The 20,838-nt window shown below is 42.8% G+C and carries 18 protein-coding genes; 4 read left to right on the forward strand and 14 right to left on the reverse strand.

Annotated elements, in window-relative coordinates; all coding sequences use genetic code 11:
* Positions 1-102: 102 nt before the first annotated feature.
* The 6 genes from M1P97_RS04055 to M1P97_RS26240 form a co-directional block, all read right to left on the reverse strand.
* Positions 103-723, reverse strand: a complete 621-nt coding sequence (locus M1P97_RS04055) for a TlpA family protein disulfide reductase (RefSeq protein WP_249388458.1) — start codon at positions 721-723, stop codon at positions 103-105.
* Positions 724-815: 92 nt separating this feature from the next.
* A complete protein-coding gene (locus tag M1P97_RS04060; RefSeq protein ID WP_249388459.1) occupies positions 816-2,042 on the reverse strand; it encodes a hypothetical protein in 1,227 nt (408 codons plus the stop codon).
* Positions 2,043-2,064: 22 nt separating this feature from the next.
* A complete protein-coding gene (locus M1P97_RS04065; RefSeq protein WP_317242353.1) occupies positions 2,065-2,757 on the reverse strand; it encodes an ABC transporter ATP-binding protein in 693 nt (230 codons plus the stop codon).
* Positions 2,758-2,942: 185 nt separating this feature from the next.
* Positions 2,943-3,527: an RNA polymerase sigma factor gene (locus M1P97_RS04070; protein WP_249388461.1), complete on the reverse strand. Its 585-nt coding sequence runs from the start codon at positions 3,525-3,527 to the stop codon at positions 2,943-2,945.
* On the reverse strand, positions 3,524-3,916 hold the full coding sequence (locus tag M1P97_RS04075) for a hypothetical protein (RefSeq protein ID WP_249388462.1): 393 nt from the start codon (positions 3,914-3,916) through the stop codon (positions 3,524-3,526). Before M1P97_RS04075 ends, M1P97_RS04070 begins: the two co-directional genes overlap by 4 nt.
* A 23-nt stretch (positions 3,917-3,939) precedes the next feature.
* Positions 3,940-4,161, reverse strand: coding sequence for a 4Fe-4S binding protein (locus M1P97_RS26240; protein ID WP_075555876.1), 222 nt, complete (start codon positions 4,159-4,161; stop codon positions 3,940-3,942).
* 158 nt (positions 4,162-4,319) lie between these two features.
* Here M1P97_RS26240 and nudC point away from each other — a divergent pair, with 158 nt between their 5' ends.
* Together nudC and M1P97_RS04090 are read left to right on the forward strand one after the other, a co-directional pair.
* A complete protein-coding gene (nudC, locus tag M1P97_RS04085; RefSeq protein ID WP_249388463.1) occupies positions 4,320-5,096 on the forward strand; it encodes an NAD(+) diphosphatase in 777 nt (258 codons plus the stop codon).
* A 33-nt stretch (positions 5,097-5,129) separates the two neighbouring features.
* Positions 5,130-7,265 (forward strand): S9 family peptidase, encoded by a 2,136-nt coding sequence (locus M1P97_RS04090; RefSeq protein WP_249388464.1) that lies wholly within the window; start codon positions 5,130-5,132, stop codon positions 7,263-7,265.
* Between the two features lie 75 nt (positions 7,266-7,340).
* Here M1P97_RS04090 and M1P97_RS04095 read toward each other — a convergent pair whose 3' ends face one another.
* The 4 genes from M1P97_RS04095 to M1P97_RS04110 all read right to left on the reverse strand — a co-directional run bounded on the left by M1P97_RS04095 (position 7,341) and on the right by M1P97_RS04110 (position 10,986).
* Positions 7,341-7,847 (reverse strand): hypothetical protein, encoded by a 507-nt coding sequence (locus M1P97_RS04095; RefSeq protein WP_195375144.1) that lies wholly within the window; start codon positions 7,845-7,847, stop codon positions 7,341-7,343.
* Between the two features lie 139 nt (positions 7,848-7,986).
* The gene (locus tag M1P97_RS04100; RefSeq protein ID WP_249388602.1) at positions 7,987-8,592 is read right to left on the reverse strand and encodes a lysophospholipid acyltransferase family protein; all 606 of its coding nucleotides are present in this window, start codon (positions 8,590-8,592) and stop codon (positions 7,987-7,989) included.
* Between the two features lie 218 nt (positions 8,593-8,810).
* A complete protein-coding gene (locus M1P97_RS04105) occupies positions 8,811-9,347 on the reverse strand; it encodes a DUF4858 domain-containing protein (protein WP_249388465.1) in 537 nt (178 codons plus the stop codon).
* 646 nt (positions 9,348-9,993) lie between these two features.
* Positions 9,994-10,986: an Rpn family recombination-promoting nuclease/putative transposase gene (locus tag M1P97_RS04110; RefSeq protein ID WP_249388466.1), complete on the reverse strand. Its 993-nt coding sequence runs from the start codon at positions 10,984-10,986 to the stop codon at positions 9,994-9,996.
* A 484-nt stretch (positions 10,987-11,470) separates the two neighbouring features.
* Between M1P97_RS04110 and M1P97_RS04115 the strand changes: the two genes are divergently transcribed.
* Both M1P97_RS04115 and M1P97_RS04120 read left to right on the forward strand, forming a co-directional pair.
* Positions 11,471-12,256, forward strand: coding sequence for a hypothetical protein (locus tag M1P97_RS04115; protein WP_249388467.1), 786 nt, complete (start codon positions 11,471-11,473; stop codon positions 12,254-12,256).
* Position 12,257: 1 nt separating this feature from the next.
* Positions 12,258-12,410, forward strand: coding sequence for a DUF6383 domain-containing protein (locus M1P97_RS04120; RefSeq protein WP_249388468.1), 153 nt, complete (start codon positions 12,258-12,260; stop codon positions 12,408-12,410).
* Between the two features lie 84 nt (positions 12,411-12,494).
* On the opposite strand, the gene M1P97_RS04125 is transcribed toward M1P97_RS04120, so the two are convergent.
* The 4 genes from M1P97_RS04125 to M1P97_RS04140 form a co-directional block, all read right to left on the reverse strand.
* Positions 12,495-14,888: an FtsX-like permease family protein gene (locus tag M1P97_RS04125; protein ID WP_249388469.1), complete on the reverse strand. Its 2,394-nt coding sequence runs from the start codon at positions 14,886-14,888 to the stop codon at positions 12,495-12,497.
* A 16-nt stretch (positions 14,889-14,904) separates the two neighbouring features.
* A complete protein-coding gene (locus M1P97_RS04130) occupies positions 14,905-15,963 on the reverse strand; it encodes a hypothetical protein (RefSeq protein ID WP_195375016.1) in 1,059 nt (352 codons plus the stop codon).
* An 18-nt stretch (positions 15,964-15,981) separates the two neighbouring features.
* Positions 15,982-18,300 carry an ABC transporter permease gene (locus tag M1P97_RS04135; protein ID WP_249388470.1) on the reverse strand — a complete coding sequence of 773 codons (2,319 nt, stop codon included), beginning with the start codon at positions 18,298-18,300 and terminating at the stop codon, positions 15,982-15,984.
* A 167-nt stretch (positions 18,301-18,467) separates the two neighbouring features.
* The gene (locus M1P97_RS04140) at positions 18,468-20,837 is read right to left on the reverse strand and encodes an ABC transporter permease (protein WP_249388471.1); all 2,370 of its coding nucleotides are present in this window, start codon (positions 20,835-20,837) and stop codon (positions 18,468-18,470) included.
* Between the last annotated feature and the right edge of the window lies 1 nt (position 20,838).

Genomic DNA, 20,838 nt, shown 5'->3' on the forward strand with positions numbered 1-20,838 from the left:
GTTATGTTTATGAAATGCAATATTACGCTTTTTTAGTTTTACCACAAAAAAAGCGGGGACCTTTACCGGTCTCCGCCTTCATAAAATGTGATATTTCGAATATTATTTTTTCAATTCATCCTCGATCATCTCTTTCATCTTCTCAACTCCCATAAAACCTACCTGGAAATGAACCGGTGTTCCGTCTTTAGCCAGGACCATATAAGAAGGTACGCCATTGATTCCGAATTTCTTTCCCCAGAAGTCCCATTGGTCGGAAGTTACGCGGTAGTGTTCACCTTTAATATCCGGGATCATCTGCTCCCAGGCACCTTTAGGCGAATTTTCTCCGGCAAGATAGAGGAATACGACGTCTTTTCCTTCGAATTCTTTCTTTACAGGCTCTGATTGCTGCATAGCCATACGACAAGGGCCGCACCACGTTGCCCAGAAATCAACGAAGACGACTTTTCCACGGTAAGGGGTTGTAATGGCATTGAATAGTTCCTCTGCAGGGACATCGGCGATATTAACCCGGTCGACCGTATAGCCGGATTTCTTTTTGTTTTCTTCGATAGTCTGTTTGAGTTTGTTATTCATCGTTGCCAGTATGTTTTTGATGACAGGAGATATCTTATCCGCCTGAGCCAGTTCTTCGTCGGTAAGCGGTTTGAACTCCTGGATAGGACGTGCCAGTCTTTGAGCTGCTATCAGGTCGAACAGGATGCCTTTGTCTGTGCCCATTAATTTGGCAAGATCTGCTGTATTGTCCGGGAATTCTTTTATTCCTTCCGGAAGAGGCTGTCCGGAGATGTTTGCGTATTGGAGGCTTCTTATTATGTTACTGTAATAAGAAGCATATAATCCGATGGGATCGTTAGGAACCAGACGCGGAACAAAGCATAATATTCGGCAGTGATAACCGGTTGTACGAATCCAACGGCAGCCGAGTCACGCGGAATATTGTTGGCTCTCCGGTAGGCATATTCCAATACATAGTACCCCATTAATTGCATTGCTGTCTCCATATCGGCATTCAACACCAGAATTTTACGATACGCATCGCTGATATGCGGATATTTATCGAGTTCTTTCAAGCCTTCCTCTCTACGGTCCAGCCAGTATTGTTTGAACTGATCGATGTTCATGGTAGCTACATCCTTAAACATTTGATCGTAATCTTCCTGCGAACTGATACCTACCGGCAGAGCACGCAGCGGCCCATTGCATACTTCATTGTTTAATGCAGCCAGAGCACCGCTGAAATAGTACTTTTCTCCCAGTGACGGTTTATCTTTCTGTAATTTTGATTGTGCACGGCATATCTCGGGGAAGTTTATTTCGACAGAAGTCGTTTCTCCCGGTTTCAGGTAGACCGGAGTCTGCATGAAATTGGCAGATATATTAACCACTGAGATATGGTTAAGAGGCAGTTCCAATGTGAAATCACCCTTATTGTCTACTGATATTTTATTTTCATCCACATCACCGGTCACCGGGTTATAAGCCCATGTAGATCCCTGTAATTTCATTTCCGGTCGGAAGCCTGCGATATGGCCTTTTAGTGTGGCGATACCGGATTTCAGTTCCGGAGTTTCCAGAACAGGAGACTCTTTCGGGTTCTTTTTACCTGCAAGAGGTGAAAAAGCCGGTTTCTCATCCAAGTGGATTCCCCAGATGCTGAATGAGCCTTCAAAATCTCCTTCGGTGAAATCGACAGTCGTTGTATTTTCAGGTAGCGGCGGGAAGATCATTTGAAAAGAATATGTCCCTGATTCCGGCATCCATATTTCTTTATCCGGTTCCATGCCAATACCCGACAATATTTTATATTGCTTTCCGTCGGCCTGCAGATAGCTGTCTTTTGCAATCTTTATCCACATGTTGGGACGATAGAACGCATCTATATAGACAATTGTCGCCGTGTCGCTTAATACGATCTTTTGAATTTCGATAGAAGTGGAACTCCATGCGTCAAATGCCGGTAATTCAACTACTCTTTCTTTCGCTTGTATCGTTGTACAATAAAGGAGTACAATGAGTAATGATAGGATTTGCTTCATACTTGTAGAATTTAATTTGTGTTTATACAATAGATTCCGTTACAACCTGACCGTCGAACAGATTAATGATGCGTGAGGCATATCCGGCATCGTGCTGGCTGTGGGTTACCATTACAATGGTAGTTCCTTCTTTATTTAACTCACTAAGCAGGTTCATTACTTCCTGGCCATTCTTACTATCCAGGTTACCGGTGGGCTCATCGGCAAGGATCAGTTTGGGGTTGGCTACTACAGCGCGGGCAATGGCTACACGTTGTTGTTGTCCTCCGGATAATTGCTGGGGGAAATGTTTCTCCCGATGAACGATAGCCATACGTTCCATAGCCTCTTTTACCTTTTGTTTTCTTTCGGAGGCTGATACGCCCATATAAAGCAATGGAAGTTCGATATTTTCATATACGTTCAGTTCGTCTATCAGGTTGAAACTCTGGAATACGAAACCGATAATTCCTTTACGAAGTTTAGTTCGCTGTACTTCGGTATATTTGGATACTTCCGTTCCGTTCAGGTAATACTCACCGGCTGTCGGGTTATCCAGCAGGCCGAGAATGTTCAGTAGCGTAGACTTGCCGCAACCGGAAGGTCCCATAATAGCTACAAACTCTCCTTCTTTCACTTCAATATTCACTTTATTCAAGGCCCATGTTTCCACTTCTTCTGTGCGGAATATTTTCTCTAATGCTACTGTTTTAATCATGAGTAAAAGATATTTAATTTGCCAGAGAAAGAACAAAAGTTGTGCCACGTTTGTAAATGATTGGCATATAGCAAGATGTGTGCTTTTGTGTTATTGGTGTTTGTGCATATCCGCACGAATTCAGTTCGGAAACGCACATAAATTCGTGTGTTTTTTCGGACTAAATATGTTGTCCCTGTTACTTTTAAATGGTAACAGGGCGTTTATAATATATCCTCATACAAATTATATAACCTTTTCCGAAGGAATAATACTGCATATCGTTTCCTGGAAATCAATGTGTTGACCGGTATTCCGGTCGATTCCGCTATCTCTTTGAACGGAATACCTTCCAGTTCCGTCAGCTCAAAAACAGTCCGCTGTTCATCCGGCAATTCGAGTAAAGCATGTTCCAGCTCTTCCCACACGGTGGAACGGATGAAATCCATTTCCGGCGACTGGTCTTCATCAGGCATCAGGTCGGAAAGCTCTTTCAGGAAAGTTCCGTCGTCTTCGTTAGTAGAGAGAGACGGCATTTCTTCCTCACGGCGTTTCCGGCTCCGGTCGATGATCTGGTTGCGGGCAACCGAATACAGCCAGGCGGCGATCTGTTCGATAGGATCGTCCACCCGATCATTTTTCATGAACTGGTAGAATACGTTTTGCAGGATATCTTCGCTATCTTCTTTGGAGGAGACACGTTTGGCAATGAAGCCTCTCAGTTGTGCCTGATATTTCCGGAAGATATCCGCAACCCGTGTGTTTTGCTCTGTGCCGGCAGAAGAGGTGTTTGTCGATATTTCTTTCATTGAGGGTCGTTGCCGGGAGTAGGTTCCTGCCTGTCAAATTTATCAAATCTACCGTTACGGAAATCAGCCATCTGCCTGCGGATATGTTCCCGGCGTTCTTCCCATGGCATATTCTTCATCTGTTCGTGGAACCGTTCGTGTTCTTCCCGGCTACCGGCGAAAAAGCCCCGCGGATGATGGTGGAAATGCCTGAAACCGCCAAACCCTCCGAACAAAAGGCGGCTAAGTACCATCAGACCCGCTGCCTGCCCGTAATTGATGGCCGACCAACCGATGATAGAAGGAATTAGCAAATTCCATAAATACATTGTACCTAAAATAGCTAGAGCGAACAGGGCTGCAAAAATCAGGAAAGCAAATCCCCCTCTGAATATTCTTGAATTTCTCATTGTGATATAATTTACATTGTTTATTATTCTGTTATTAACTCTATGGCATGTGTCCGGCAGGATTTTACACAGTTCCCGCATCCGACACAGTTTTCCGGATTAAGTACTGTGGCATAACTGCAACTACCGTTATTCACCATCTTCAACACTTCTCTCCGGCATCTCTTTACACAATCGCCGCATCCACTGCACTCATACGCAAAGACTTGTAAAGATATGACTTCTTTTCTCTTTCTTCCGAACATTTTCTGTTTCCATTTTTAAATTAAAAAATCTATTTAGTGAGACATGCCTTCTATTTTTGTAGACGATCGGCGCGGAAGAATATTTTAAATAGAAATCTTTTTTTTGATGTATGTTTTACATTAGTCTGTATATTTGTATCGTTCAAAAGTAAAAAGTGATGAGCGATATAAATAATACACCTGTATTCTGGTTTATTTTCTTCAACGACCAGTTACTGCTTCAGAAAAAAGGTGAAACATATACAATCCCTTATAGTGTCAATCCCCCTGTTCAAGCCGGAAATGTCTTGGAAGTCGGTTTACTTCAGGATATTCCCTGTCGTACAGCATCGGTAGGTACACCGTTGGTAGAGACTTCCGGTTATCTGCCGATGGGATTGCGTGCTTCGTACGATTTTCTGGATGGTGCTTTACATAAGATGGCGGGGAAGGCGTATGAGTTGGTTTATTGGGATCTGCATAGCCGTTTTTGTCCTTCATGCGGAACAAAAACAGTGATGCAAACAGCTATTTCCAAGCAATGCCCTGCCTGTAAATACGAGATTTATCCGGCTGTTTCCGCTGCAATTCTGGTATTGATCCGTAAAGAAGATTCTATTCTTTTGGTTCATGCCCGTAATTTCAAAGGTTCTTTTCATGGATTAGTAGCCGGTTTCCTGGAAACAGGGGAGACATTGGAAGAATGTGTAAGACGCGAAGTGATGGAAGAAACCGGACTCGAAATCAGTAATATAACTTATTTCGGGAACCAGCCCTGGCCTTATCCAAGCAATCTGATGGTCGGATTTATTGCCGATTATGCCGGAGGTACTATCCGTTTACAGGATGAGGAATTGAGCGAAGGAGCGTTCTTTACAAAAGAGAACCTGCCCGAACTTCCCCGAAAACTCAGTCTGGCCCGTAAGATGATCGACTGGTGGCTGGAACAGCCCTGATAATGATAGTTGTACAACCTAAAAAATAGTATTATGTGTAAAAAACTTACCTTTTTTTGCTGTTTGGGACTTTTACTGTCGGCATTGCCCATAGTAACCATCACAGCACAGGTTACCACAGCGGATTATCTGCGTGCAGATACATTCCTGAAGTGTTCCGGTAAAATGTATTCTTCTGCAGTAATACCTGCATGGCTTGACAGTTCGCATTATTTCTGGTATAAAAACCATGAGCGGGGCGGTGATTTCTATTATCTGGTAAATGCAAAAACCGGGAAAAAACAGCGGGGTACGGATAAAAAGCAACTTGCCGCTTTCTTGACCGGCAAGCAGAAGCTGTTGGCCGAGATCCTGTTGAAGGAGGGGGATGAGAAGAATGCAAACTACCGGAGAAACGGAGAAGAAGCTAAGCCGGTTGTATCGCCTGATGCTAAATGGGAAGCCTATATCCGGGATAACAATGTATATATCTGTCCTGCCGGGGATGAAAAAGATAAAAAGAAAGAGGAGATTGCCCTGACAACCGACGGGACGACAAACCTGTTTTATAGTTCATATATGATCTGGTCGCCCGATTCCCGTAAACTGGCCACTGTCAAGGTACGTGGTGTGCAGGAACGCCGTATTCCACTGATCGAGTCGAGTCCGGAAAGTCAGCGTCAGCCAATTTTGCAATGGCGCGATTATGCCAAACCCGGTGATGTGATCGAAGTATGCCTGCCTGCCTTGTTCGATATAGAGTCGCGCAAGCAGATTCCGTTGAATGTGGAACCTTATGCAAATCAGTTTACATTGTATCTGACCGGTTGGCGCAAGGATAGCCGTGCTTTCACTTTTGAGTTTAATCAACGTGGACATCAGCGTTATATCGTCGGTGAGGTAAATGCTACCGATGGAACGATCCGTCATCTGGCCGACGAACGGTCGAATACTTTTATCCATTATTATCAGAACTACCGTTACGATCTGAACGATGGTAAAGAAATGCTTTGGAGTTCGGAACGCGACGGTTGGCGGCATCTTTATCTGATGGATGGAAATAGCGGCAATGTAAAACAGCAGGTGACCCGGGGTGAATGGGTTGTCCGCCGGGTAGATTTTGTAGACGAGGCCAACCGTACGGTTTATTTCTTTGCTTCCGGTTTCAATAAAGGAGAAGATCCTTATAATCTTCATTATTGCCGTATTAATCTGGATGGAACAGGATTTACCGATATGACACCTGAAAACGGGAATCACCGGATCTCTTTCTCTAAAGACCGGGCTTATTTTGTGGATACTTATTCACGACCGGATCTTCCGGCTGTCAGCCAGTTGAAAAAGACGGAAGATGCTTCGGTTGTAACCGTACTTGAAAAATGTGATGTCAGCGACCTGGTGGCTGAAGGCTGGCAGATGCCTGAGGTGTTTTCTGCAAAAGGAAGAGATGGAAAAACGGATATCTGGGGGAATATTTACCGTCCGACCGGTTTTGATCCGTCACGTTCTTATCCGGTTGTTGAAATGATTTATGCCGGACCGCACGATTCGCATGTGGACAAAGACTTTAAACCGGCTCACCACCTGATTTCCCGTTTGGTTGAATTAGGCTTTATCGTGGTTTCGATCGACGGAATGGGTACATCCAACCGTTCTAAAGCTTTCCATGATGTTTGCTGGAAGAACCTGAAAGATGCCGGTTTTCCAGATCGTATTGCCTGGATAAAAGCCGCGGCTGAGAAATATCCATCGATGGATACCTCACGAGTCGGTATTTACGGTTGGTCGGCGGGCGGACAGAATGCCATGGCTGCCTTGTTGTTCCATAATGACTTTTATAAGGCGGCAGTCGCTTTATGCGGTTGCCATGACAACCGTATGGATAAGATCTGGTGGAATGAGCAATGGATGGGATATCCTATCGACGAGTCTTACAGTGCTTCATCGAATGTGGATAATGCTTATCGGCTGAAAGGTAAGTTGTTGCTGATTAACGGCGAACTGGATGACAATGTAGATCCGGCCTCCACGTTGCAGGTTGTCAATGCCTTGATGAAAGCGAATAAAAAGTTTGAACAACTCTATCTACCGGGTAAAAGCCATGCTTTGGGCGGCCCGTACGAAATGCACCGTATCCACGATTTCTTTGTTAAGAATTTATTGAACCAGGAACCTCCCGAGTGGGAATAATATAAAAATGGCACAATATGAATACCGAGCGTTAATCGTATTCATATTGTGCCGTAAAATGTTGAGTTGGTTGTTTTATTGATTTTCCAGTGCGTCTACCCATATATCCAGGCATAACTGCGGATATAGATAAAAACTTTCTTCAAGAGTTCCTACAGCTTTCATCTTTTCGGATATCTGATCGGCAATAGCCGGTTTGGAATCGATAAGCAGGTCATAAATGATATATGAAAAAAAGCCCGGATTACCTTTTAGAAACTTATCCATCACCAGGTAATAGATATTGGGGGAAGCTGATAATACGAAATCTTTGAACTCCTGATATTCAGTAGTCTCCATGTATACATGGGGATTGCTTATATAAGCCATTTCTTCACATTTTACCAGGAACAGATCGAATTTCTCATTAAATTGTTTCTTTTCAGATTTGGAAGGGAGTTTCATCCCCATATTGATCCTGGCCCGTAGGTCGGGCGTGACTTTATAGACATCCGGCTCCTGAAAGTCTTCACCATCACAGGATGTAAAGAATATCAGAGCGATTGAGGCAAGCAGAAGTGCCAATATTTGTAATTTAGTCATAAATGTCTGTATATTTTTATTTTATTTCTTAATTATAAGACGCAATACCACAGCGAAAAGCTGCACTTACCACGTTTTATCTGTCTTTATTAGTAAAACGGATAAAAAATAAAAATACTGCATAACATATGAAAAAAAATTACACTTTAATACTGCCGGTCACGGTTTGTTCGGTTTCAGCAAAAAGCTCTGCGAAAGGTTTTCCTTTCACGGGTATAGGATCGTGGATGATGAGTTCGATACGATTACCGAGTCCTAAAGGAAAAGTACCCCATTTCGTCATCTTCCATGAATTGTTGATAGTTACTGGAACCATATAGGCCGACGGTGCATACTTACAGAGGATTTTCAGCCCGTTTTCGGCAAAAGGGCGAGGTTTACCCGTTTTGCTTCTTGTCCCTTCCGGGAAAATTACTGCCGAACGTTTGTTCGTTTCAATATATTCAGCCATTATGCGGATAGCTGTCAATGCCTGCTTCGGGTCTTTCCGGTCGATAAGTACCGATCCGCCATGGACGAGGTTGTATGAGATGCTGGGAATGCCTTTGCCAAGTTCGATTTTACTGATAAATTTAGGGTGTACTTTGCGCATGAACCAGCAGATGGTGGTAATATCATACAGGCTTTGATGGTTCGAAGCAATTATCAGGGGAGAATTAGTCGGTAACTTCTCCAATCCACTCACTTTGTATCTTGTTCCCAACACGTACGTGTTGAATACTAAGAAAAAACTCAAAACATCCACACTTTTTTTGTGTGCTTTGTAACCAAACAGGTTGAAGCATATCCACTGTACAGCGTGGAAGAATACTAACGTAATTCCAAATAACAAATAGTAGATAACTGAAAGTGGATACGAAACGACTTTTTCCATCTTATCCTTTAAATTGTATATTCATAAATTCGACCTTGCGCCTGTAAATAATGCGACAAAAGTATGAAAAAATTATTCTACTATGGTGATTAGGGATAATTATTGTAGTATTTCTGTGTTTGCCAGCGTTGTGCATTTCTCCTTTTGGAGCGTGCGCTAGGCATAAAAACTTGTTGAAGCATATCGTCGAATGAGATGCCTGAAGGTTTTTGAGCGTTAGCCCTGATATCGGGGGAGACGTAGAAGGAACCGAACATTTTGATACGGGGTAGGGGCTTGTCGAGTCCGTAGCGCATAAAAACGGCGGGAGGCAAATCTTTTAGTGCCACTTTTCGATTGGGGTTGTGTTCTTCCACATCCTCCGGGCGTACATATTCGGAGAAATCTTTCAGTACGTATGAAGCGGGAGAGGTGGATGGTGCCATGATCATGTTTGATGCCGGTTTATCGGAGTTGATGAGTGTTCCGGACTCTATTGCTTTCAACGCTTCCTGATTCAGTTCTATCTTTTCTTTGCCGGAAATGACATTTTGAAGCCATACCGAATCCTTTTCCGTCCATTGACCGTATACATATTCTGTACCGCTCAGGCAGATCAACATCCATATAATTAATCTTTTGCTCATCTAAAATTGTTCAGCTTCCCGCATTTTATTTATAAAACGCGTGGGAAGCTGAAATACTGCATGGCATTTATGTTTATTTAGTTTCGATCACTTCTTTTACCTTTGCTTTGGAAGGTGAACGCCATATCAGCGATATCATCTTCCAAAATCCACACAGATGTTATATTGGCAGACCATGATACCGGACGGATGTTTAGCGACAAAATCCGGCAGGTATATCTGGAGTTACCCTGGTTCACGAAAGCTACTTATTCTTCTCCTTGAGATCCCCCTTTCAGGCCCTTTTACACCCGGGGTTGAACGATGCTAAGACCCGGATCCCAATACCCTTTACACCCGGGTCTCGGAAAAGAAAAGTTCCTACTTCGCTGAAAATAAGTTATATACCCAGCCTGTTTTGCTAGGCTGTTTTATGATAGTATGATGGTTAAAAATGGAACTGTCACACGAACTATCATAGTCTGTAAGCATTATATTTCAATACGCAAGAAGTTAAAAATGATAGTATGACAGTTCTGTTGGACAATATCCGTTTATGTATAGGTTCATTATTGCTGAAAACGATTCCCTTGCCACCAAATGAACCTGCAAAAAGAGCGATCTCGTCGGAGACCGCTCTTTTGTTTTCTGTTATATAATGTGGATTTTACAACGCCTGTATCTCGGCTTCACTCAGACCGGTGGCTTGAATGATAGATTGCAAATCCATCCCAAGCCCCTTGAGTCGGGTAGCGACACTTCTGACACCTTCGACAAGACCCTCAGCTTTACCTTCCTTCAAACCTTTCTCCATCCCGATCTCTATCCCCTCTTCCAGCTTTGTCTCCATACAAGCGTATAAGTCACGCTCTGTTGACAGGCTGAGTTCATAGGCCAACCGCTCGTCGGGGGTCATGCGTTCGATCTCCACAATGCTTTTCAGCTTCTGGAAAATTTGCTCGTTTAATTCCTTGGGTAATCGTTCCATGATCTCGATATTGTTTAATACAAATAAAAACTTCTTATATAACGTATCGCACTGCGAAAGCGCCAACCTGAATTTGGGCATCTCCAGATAAACCTCCGTAAGGGTATCACTGAAAGGCTCCTTTAGTTCACGGTCCATACGGATCACATCCCAGCGATACTTCTCAGGATGCTTACGGTCCATGATATAGTTTAAAACACAAACTACATACACACGGTTCACCGCATAGTTCCAACGAAGACGTTTCGGCACGGTTTTACCGCAGTTTTCTTCGCTATTTCCTTCTCTGCTCTTTTCCCAAGCTGTCAACTCTTCGAGTTCGTGTTCCAATTGCTCTTTTGCATAAGAGGCCTGTTGTTGTATGGCAAAGGAGGCATAATACAATACTCTGTCGGAGAAGTATTTCTGAGAACTTTTCTGCATTTCAACGATTATCATTTCATGCTTATCTGTTTCGCAGAAGATGTCGAAGACCGCTCTCCGGTCGTTCCGGCACATACCCAATGCTTCCACATTACGGAAGGTGATATCTGTTATCGTTTCATTGAGCAGACTGTTCAGAAACCGGATAATCATATCCTTGTTAATCTCACTTCCGAATATTCTCTTGAAGCCCTCATCGGTATAGGGATTGATAAACTTCTCCTTTGGAGGAAAATACTCATTCTTCATAGCTAAGATAGTTTTATGGTTTGGCCCGTTATCACCTTGATAACGTGGTGATGTGGCAAATGTAAATATTATATACCAAATAACAAAGCTATTGATTCACTTCTTGACAGATTTGAATGTTTCATTATTTGACAGTTTTGAGCAATCATTGAAGCTATCCCCTTATCAAAGAGACTCCGCCATTACAGGTTCATTTGCCGTCTGCTTTAGCTGACGGATTACAAGTTGTTTCTCCTTCTTTGGCTTTAGCCACATTTCTCTGTAAATAAAGAGACTGTTTAAAATGGGACTAAAGTCCAGAGAAATAGATCATTTACTGATCCGTCAGTTAAAACTGACGGCAAATAAACCTGTAACTGGGTTTGTCTTATTTATGACTGATAGCTGATGGACAGACAGGGGCATTTTCCTATATTATTGACTCAGTTATTTCTAATCTTGATGCATATTAATCCGCCAACGGGTATATAGTAAAGTCTTGTATATGGAAATGAACGACACTCATCGGATACTTTCCCAGGAAGGCTTCCATTTTATAGGCTGCTGTGTACCTTGCCGTGTTTATGCCGCTCTGCAGAAAAAGACTTTGGTTCATGGTAGCGATAAGGAGAACAATCCGCTGAATGATCGTTATGTAAACCGTGGTCATAACAATCGTTATCAGTATCTGCTGGTGGTTAATCCGAAATATGTTCCTGAAGAACCTTGTACAATACCTGGTCACCCGACTATTCATCCGGATACTACTTATGGTCGCTTCCTGGTTAATTTGATCGACTCTGCTGTTTATACTAACAAGTATGGTGAAATTCATGCTAATAAATTCATTAACGATAAGGAAGCTGATGAAACTTACGTTAAGTTAGGATTTGTTTGGGGATACCGTACAGGTGATAATTTTTACCTGACCGAAGGGCAGAACTTCAAGAAAGTAAAATCAGTTATCGACTTGAACAGCCGTGACTTTAACATCGCCAAGTTTGCATTCCGTTACGTAAATGCTGCTTCTAACGATGAAAACGGAGTATTCAATATCCAGACTCGTTACGTAGATTACAACTCTGCAATCAAAGTAAAAGATCAGAAAGACCGTCGTGAAAACAACAATGGTTATCTGAAGACTATCAATGGTGTGGTGGTTGTTACTGAAGGTGTTGCTCGTGGTGAAGAATTCAACCTGGCTGCAGAATCATCTGCCCCTGTTGCTAACGAAAGCATCGATGCATCTACAGTATCAGTAATTGCAAAGGAAGGTGCCGTAATTATTTAGGGTGCTGAAGGCAAGGCAGTCTATCACTAACGTTCTTGGTCAGATAATTGCCAGTACAGTAATTTCTTCTGATAATGCAGAAATAGCTGCTCCAGCCGGTGTAGTTGTTGTAGCTGTTGAAGGTGAAGCAGCTGTTAAAGCAATCGTAAAATAAGTAACTATTTATAATCAATAAATTTAAATTGACTGCGTGGTGGGCGGTTCGCGAACCGCCCCTACCAATTTTTTGCTTGTAACTTTACTCTGCTTTTACCGCTTCTGCCGGATTTGTCTGTGCTGCTTCTTTCACCTGGCGGAAGATAGATAACAATACAATTATACAAGTAATGAATAATACGGCTATAAAAGGTCCTGTCGTCAGTCTGGTGTGATTGGCATAGGTTTCCAGCCATCGTTGCATCAGGATAAATCCCAATGGCAGGGCGAACAGGTTACTGATGATAACCAGTATCAGATATTCCCGGAAGAAGAGTTGCAGGATATGCAGGAAAGTGGCTCCATTTACTTTGCGGATGGCGATTTCTTTTTTCCGTTGCTGGGCAGAAAGAGTGACCAGTGAATAAATACCGAAAGTGGAAATCAGGATACAGAGGATCGCAATGATACTGAATACGCAGAAGATCACTTTTCCCGGGCGATTGAATTTGTCGACCAGGTCGGTTAGTTTTATACACAGACTTTCTTTGCTGACTCCATGGACATTTAGTTTCCGGCTCACATTCACGATATGATCCAGTACTTCTTTCTTATGTTCCGGAAGATAGCGGACATAAAAATATTGCACAGGCATATACTCTTTTACATCCTGATCCTTATATAGCCGGAAGAAGGTTTTCTGCACAGGGTATTGCATAGGGGCATAAATATAATCCTTGATAACGCCGGCTACTTTCTGGTTCGAAATGCCTTTACTATTGTATATGGAACGTTCCAGCAAATCTTCATACCCCAAATCTTTAAAACCGGTTTCATTGACGATATAATCGTCCGGATTGCTTTCTCCAATCCAGCTTCCTTGCTTTAAAGTCATTTCAAAGAAGGAGAAGAATTCTTTACTGACGATCATTAAAGGATCCCTTCTTTTGTGATCGGGTTCAGTAGGGTCGAACGATAAATGGGTGTTCATAGAGCCGTACCAATCCCCCTGTTCTGTGAATATCCCGGAATTGGTTGCCGTATAACAAACGTCCGTTACATACGGATGATTTTGAAGTTCCGGCATTAATACTCTCAGATCTTGTTCATACGCGTTTTCGTATCCCATATCTACCTGAATCACATTTTCATAATTCAATCCCTTATCCTTTGTCAATATGAAATGTAACTGTTGGAAAAGGATGAGTGAAGTGATAAAAAATAACGAGCCGATAAATATCTGACCGACAATTAACCCACGTTTAAAGATCACAGGGTTAGTATTCCGGTTGCACAATATATTCCGTATAGGAAGAATTGTGAGTAACCAGAATATAACGGTACTGGCGACTAAGGATATGATTACATTCGAAAATAACGCGGCTTTGTCGATCCGTCGTGATATCCCCTCGTAAATTCCATAGTGATTCCAGGCCGTATAACTTTCGTAGTAAGGGAAGATGGCTTCTATCAGGCAAAATGCCAGTAGATAAGCCATGAGCATAGGGAGGAATAATTCGATCCAGCCTTTCAACAACATATCTTTAGGGGATGCCCCGATGCACAGATAGGTCCTGTTTTTGGTTTGTTTGCGTTGTTGTTGTCCGATAAACAAGACCAACAGATTCATCAATGCACTCAGGAAGGCCATAAAACCGGCTAATGCCAGAATATGGATATTTCGTATTCTGTTTTCCAGTTCGGGATGGCAATATAAATGGACTTCCGGGAGTGTCCGCAAATTGATTTTCCACCGGTCGATATGCTCTATGCCCCAAGGGTCATCTGCATGGCTTTTATAGGCCGCAAGCTTTTCTTTTACTATATCCGTATTTGTTCCTTTCATCAGCCGGATATATGTTTTATTCCGTCTGACGTTGGGGATTGGCTTTACTTTGTTGATTAATAGGAACTGGAATATTAAATCCGAATTGTCCGGATAGTTTTTTATGACTCCGGTGACAATGGGGCGGGTTTGACCATTCAGTTCGAATGTCCTGCCGACGCAGTCCGTTGTCCCGAAAAACTTTTTTGCTGTATTTTCGGTGAGGATAACGGATTCCCCGTTCGGATAGGTACCTTTATAAGTTCCGGTAATGAAATCTGCCTGAAAGAAATCAAAAAAGGAATGATCACATATCAGACCGTATAACATCTGGCTACTGTGGTTGCTTTTTATCGTATAAAAGCAATCAGTAAAGGTGCAGACTTTTTCAATTTCGGGTAACAACTTCTTTATCTCTGCCAGGTCGTTCACATGCAACTGGTCGAGATCAGCATCGGCACCAGTCGCTTTTTTAACCAATCCGGTTGTTGTAAGGCAATAAACGCGGTCGTTGTTGGGATGGAAGTTGTCGAAATGCGTTTCCCACCACAACCAGTATCCACCTAAGACAAAGGCTGTAAAACCGATAGCCAGACCAATGATGCTGATAATGGCTTGCGTTTTATATTTAAATTGTTCCCGGATGGATACCTTAAGATAGTGTTGTATCATGAATTATGTTCGTTTATCAGATTTTTCCTTTCAGATCATATTTTACTACGTCGCGTCCTCCTTGTTCGTTCGGCGACAAAGCTAATAAGTATTTACCTGATTTCTCCGTGGCGATCTTACGTAAATTGCGATCGGCTTGTAAGGTGGCTTTATGTTTTCCGTTCCAGTCGAATACATAAATGACCGAATTGCCGATGAAGTTTGTCGAACCGTCGAACAGACAGAATACATATTGGTTTGAGCTGCAAATATCTATAAAACATTTTTTGCTCTGTTCGGCGTCCAGGTGCTTATTGGTAATGTCGGGAACCGGGATAGTGTAGTAATCGGCAAAAGAAACAGAACCTGTCATCTCGCAATTAAGATCGTAGAAATTTACGCAATCGATAAATCGAAGAGCAGCTACGATCACTCCCTTTTCTTCATTAACAACCAGGTCGCTGGCGTAAGCTTCCCTACGTACATTATCGGGCATGGGGACGGTGATTTTAGGATAGGCTGGAACTGCATATTGTCCGGAAGTACCATTGGAAGAATAAAATACTTGCGGTTTTCCCGGACTGAACGATACGGCATACAGGTCGCTTGCTGTAAGACAACAATTTGTGAATCCGCCTCCCGGGTTATATTTCGAAAGTGAATTTGTTTCACAGGATATGAAAGGGGAGGATTGTGTCTGATTTAAGTCGACCCGCTTCAATAGATGTGAGTCGTTCTCCCAGATCGTGATTGTATTTCTTTTATTCTTGTTGACATAATCGTATTTAGTAAAAGAAGGGTAGGAGATAAGGAACGTGTCTTTTTCCCTCATCTCTATCTGGTAAAGGGAGAAATCGTTTTTGTCTCTGACCTGCAGGAGCGTATCACTGTAATAGTCCATAAAGGCATAGTAATCGTCCGTAATGCTGATGTCGTAATAAGTATGTACATTTTCTCCGGCAAAGACTACCTGGCCTGATAATGTGTTTGTGATGTCTGTATCGACCTTATACGTTTTTACGGCCCCTTTGTTTTTCGATTCGGAACAGGAGAAAAATACGGATAGACAAGTGAGAAAGCATACTAATTGTTTCATATCTATGTTGTTTTAAATTTATTCAGATTTAATTGTTTCTGCCGGATTCTGGTTGGAAGCCCTCCATATCCGCCAGCTTGTGCAGAGTGTGATAAGAAGTATCAGTGAGAGCAATATGGCCGGATATATCCACCAGTCGATACTTGTTTGAAGCACGTAATTCTGTACCCAGGGTTTCATAATGAGGTAACCGACCGGGAAAGCGACAGCGGAGGCGATGAACAATAGCAACATATATTTCAGGAAGAAATTGCGCATGATATGACGTGTCGTTGCACCATTCACCTTACGGATGGCTATTTCTTTCCGGCGTTGTTCACAGTCGAGGGTGACAAGTGAAAAGACACCGAACAGGGAGATCAGGATACATACCAATGTAACAAAATCGAGCATCAATAACAAGGCATTCTCTGATTTCAGGAATTTGGCATATTCCTCTTCCATATTCCCTACATGGAAGTATTGATTGTCCGGATTCAGCTTCTTCACCAGTTGCTCTATCCGCTGTTTGCATTGAGGCCAGGTTCCTTCCTGGTATTTGAAAAGAGCACCTTCACCGTTGCCGGAATTGAATTCTTTGGGGAATACCAACATGATCGGTTTGGTAGGGACGGTAGGCGGGGCAATATAGAAATCTTTGACTACCCCGGTAATAACGTATTGCGATTCTCCTTTCAAGATTGTTTTCCCGACGGGATGATTCATATTCAATGCCTTTATCCCGGTCTGGTTTACCAGAATCTGATTGCCGGCAGCATTGGAGGGCATGGTGCCTTCGACCAATTTCATTTCGTAGAACCGGAAGTATTCCTGATTACAATCGATCAACTCGAAATTTACGACTGAGGTGGAATCTTGCCGTCCCTCCCATTCATTTACGCTTCGGAAAGAGCGGGCATAGCGGGGATAGATAGCAGACAGTTTATCCGGGAACACCTCCGTAACAAACGGTATTTTACCTATCTCCTCTTTCAGTCCGCCAGCGGGTGGATAGACATTGACATTTGCCCGGTTAGTCCGTTCGAGACCGTAGTCAGCTTGGTTCAGGTGATAGATCTGTTTCATCAGTATGACAGAACAAAAGATGAAACAGATACTGATTATGAACTGCGCAACCATACTGATCTTCTGGAATACGTTTTTGTTTCTACCTCCGGCAGAACCTTTCAGTATACCGTTTAAAGTTTGACGCCTAAAATAATAGATCGGATATAAAGACAATAGGAAGGATAGAATAACAATGATCCCGGAATACTTCACCGCCGAAAGATAAATCGCAGTGTTTTCAAGTTTTATCTCAGAAAGTTCTTTAAATGTAGGCAATGCAAGCTCAATCAGTATCAGACCTGTAAACAGGGCTAATACCAGCGTTAGCATATATTCGACGGCAAACAATACGAGCTGGTTGCTATCCGATGAGCCGCATACTTTGCGGAGGGCAATTTCCCGGTTGCGCATACGTATCCGGGTAACGAAGAGCGTCAGATAGTTGAATAAGGCACAGAGGATAACTAAGCCTCCGGCCGAAGCGAATAACAAGATATGTTCGTATTTCACCGTAACTTCCCGGTTGGGGCGATCGTAACGCATTGCCGTGATCGGCGTAAGTTCTGTCTTACTGATTGAAAAAGAAGGATCCTTATCTGCTTTAAACTCTTCCAGTTTTTTTTCGAAAGACTTAATATCGACACCTTTCTGCAGCTTAATGAAAGTCTGCCAGGAGGAGACATTCCACTCTTCATCGTGCCCGTTCGAAGTGAGGATTTCAAAAGGCATATTGCTATGTATGTCCCAGGGCTTTACGATGGCACATACCTTCCTGTTCCCGTAGATGTCGATCTCTTTACCGATCGGATCTTCTGTCCCGAACAGTTTGCGAGCTAGCTGGTCGGTAATGGCTATCTCTTGATTATCAGGAAGCATGAAGTTACGGTTCCCGTTGATCACATCAAAGCGGAATATTTTCATTGTAGCCGAATCGACTCCTATTTGATATGAACTATATTTAGCTCCTTTATATTTAAACTGGCAGTTCCAGGCCTGCATATTGCAGGCAGCTTCTACTTCCGGGAATGTCTCTTTCATAAAAGCAGCCAGCGGATAAGGCGTGATCTGGGATAGGCCGTCGTTATACATATCAGATGTTATTCGTACCATATAGATACGGTCGGCACCGTCATGAAAAGTATCGTAAGTCTGTTCGTAGCGTATCCATAAAGTAGCCAGTGCAAAACAGGTAAACCCTACCGCCAGGCCAACAATACTAATGATGGATTGCGATTTATATTTAAGCAGGTTACGAACTGCCAGTTTAAAATAGTGTTGTAGCATATTCATTGTTGTGCGAATATTTATTGCAAGTTTACTAAATAAAAAGCAAAATACATGCCAAAGGGGTAAGTGCTTGAAAACATTGTTGTTATGTATATTTATTATACTTGTTCATCGTGTGTATTCGCACGTAATACGTTCATTATCGCACTGTTTTACAGGGGCAATCGTTTTTATTCCGTTTTGACGGCTATTGCCGGATTGGTTCCGGCAGCTTTACGTATCTGCCAGATCAGAGTGAATAGGGATATGCCGCCGGTAAGCAGAAATGCTACGGCAAAGAGCCACCATGATAAAGGCGCTTTGTTTGCGAAGTGTTCCATATACCGGGTGATAACCAGCCAGGAAACCGGAGTGGCTATTATAAATGAAAGTCCCAGGAGCCTGTAATATTTTCTTAATAGCAATTTTATGATAATTCCCGTCGTTGCCCCGTTTATTTTGCGGATTGCTATTTCTTTGTACCGTTGCTGAATGTCGAATAAAGACAAGCTGAATAACCCCATTGAAGAGATCAGGATGGAGATCACTGCAAAGACGGAGTAGATACGGGTAACTAACCGGTCTTTTTCATACATGGCACTGATCTCGTCTTCTACAAATGTATATTCGAATTCTCCCCCGACAGTTCTGGCATGAAGCTCTTTCAGAAACCTGATTGCTTCCCGGCGTTGTCCGGGAACAATAGAAGCCATTAGTTTACCGGGCCAGAAAAGCTCGTCTTTTACGTCTTTTGAAGTCATGATGATCGGCTGGTTCTGTTGTGAGAGATGTACCACCTGGAATTCTGGAGTGAACCCTTTGACCAGGTAGGATTTGAGTCCGTTGTATGACTCCATTTCCAACTCGGTAGGCATCTGTCCTCCTTTACTGAACAATCTTTTTGCTGTTTCATTCATCAGTATCTCATTCTCATTTTTCGGTAGTATATCTTTTGATACCGGAATTTCATATATGTCGAAGAAACTATTATAAATTTTCACATGAAGTACTTCCTGCCATTCTCCCCCGGGGATACGCATTTTCTGTTTATTGAATTGATCGTTCGGTATTTCGTATGGACTCAGCCCGTAACTGTACGATTGAAACAGGGGAGATGCTTTGATCGCTTCCTGCACATTGAATGAGATTGCATCGGATCGTTGTTGGTCTTCCGGTCCGTAGCTCATTTGGGAAGAAGGACGTATGAACCATACTTTTATAATATCCCTGGTACGATATCCCAGGTCGGCATTCAGCATAAAGTGTAGTTGTTTCATAAAAAACAGCGAAGAAATAATCAGACAGAAGGTGATACCATACTGGATAACTAAAAAGAGGGAACGGGTGCTCATTTTATTTTTCTCCGGGACAACCCCCTGAAGCGAATGGATCGTCATCCGGAAATTGTAGTTGAAAAAGGGATATAGTGTGATAATTAATGGCAGCCCTAAGAGAATGCCGATGGACAATAGCATATTGAAAGACGAACCGACGATGGTGGAGATACCGAGCAGATTTATTTGTAACGGATCAGTGACTTCGATGATCATCCAGCCGAGAAACAGGGCGATGGCTGTTAATACCAGATTTTCTGTATACAACTGGATAAACAGCTGGGCCGGCCTGGCCCCGAATACTTTTTTCATTCCTAATTCCCGGCTACGCTTAATGATAACGACAGAACTGATATGGACAAAGTTGAACAGGCCGATCAATAAGAGAAGGATGGCAACAAAAGAAAGAACTTTCAGACTATCCGGATTCCCTTGCCAGAAGGTGTCCTGGCCTTTATCCGTTGTTTTATCCATATAGAGTTTGTCGAGCGGGATCACTTGGAATAGGTAATTTTTATCACCGGCTGCGTAAAGGTTTGCTTTTAGCTTGTCGTTGATTTGAGTGATATCGACACCCGGAGAAGCCAGTGCTATACTGTAATAATTGACAGGTGGCCAGCGCCATTGCAATTCTTTCGATATCAACAGGTCGAAGTGTAATGAACTTTGTGTATCCGCATTTCCGGTGATACCACTGATGGTCAGTATATTCCCATTGTATTCAATAATCTTACCAATTGGGTTTTCTTTGCCGAACAGTTTCTGTGCGAACTGTGCGGTAATAACGGCCTCTTTTGGATTGGCCAGCAAACGGTTGTGGTTTCCTTCCAGTACCGGGAAATCCAATAACTGTAAGAAAAACGTATCCGTAGCCAATATGTGTGCATTGAACTTTCGCTCCTCCGTTTTGATCTCCACATTGTTGAGGGAGACGAAGGAAGTTCTTTTTTCTATCTCCGGAATATCCAACGGGTTGATATACTCTTTCTTCAAAAGGACATTGTCGGTCGTGAACAGGACGGGAGCCTGATCTCCGTTTTCCCAATGGCGCACACTGAGATACAGCTGCTCATGATTTTTGTTGAAATGATCGGTTGTCGCTTCGCTGTATACGTACCGGCTGATAATGATCACGCAGGCCAGGCTTAAAGCTAACCCCAGTATATTGATAGCGGTGTATAACCGGAAACGCATCAGTGAACGTATGGCAAATAAAAGTATTTTCATG

The organism is Parabacteroides leei, from assembly GCF_023369805.1.
Taxonomy (GTDB): domain Bacteria; phylum Bacteroidota; class Bacteroidia; order Bacteroidales; family Tannerellaceae; genus Parabacteroides; species Parabacteroides leei.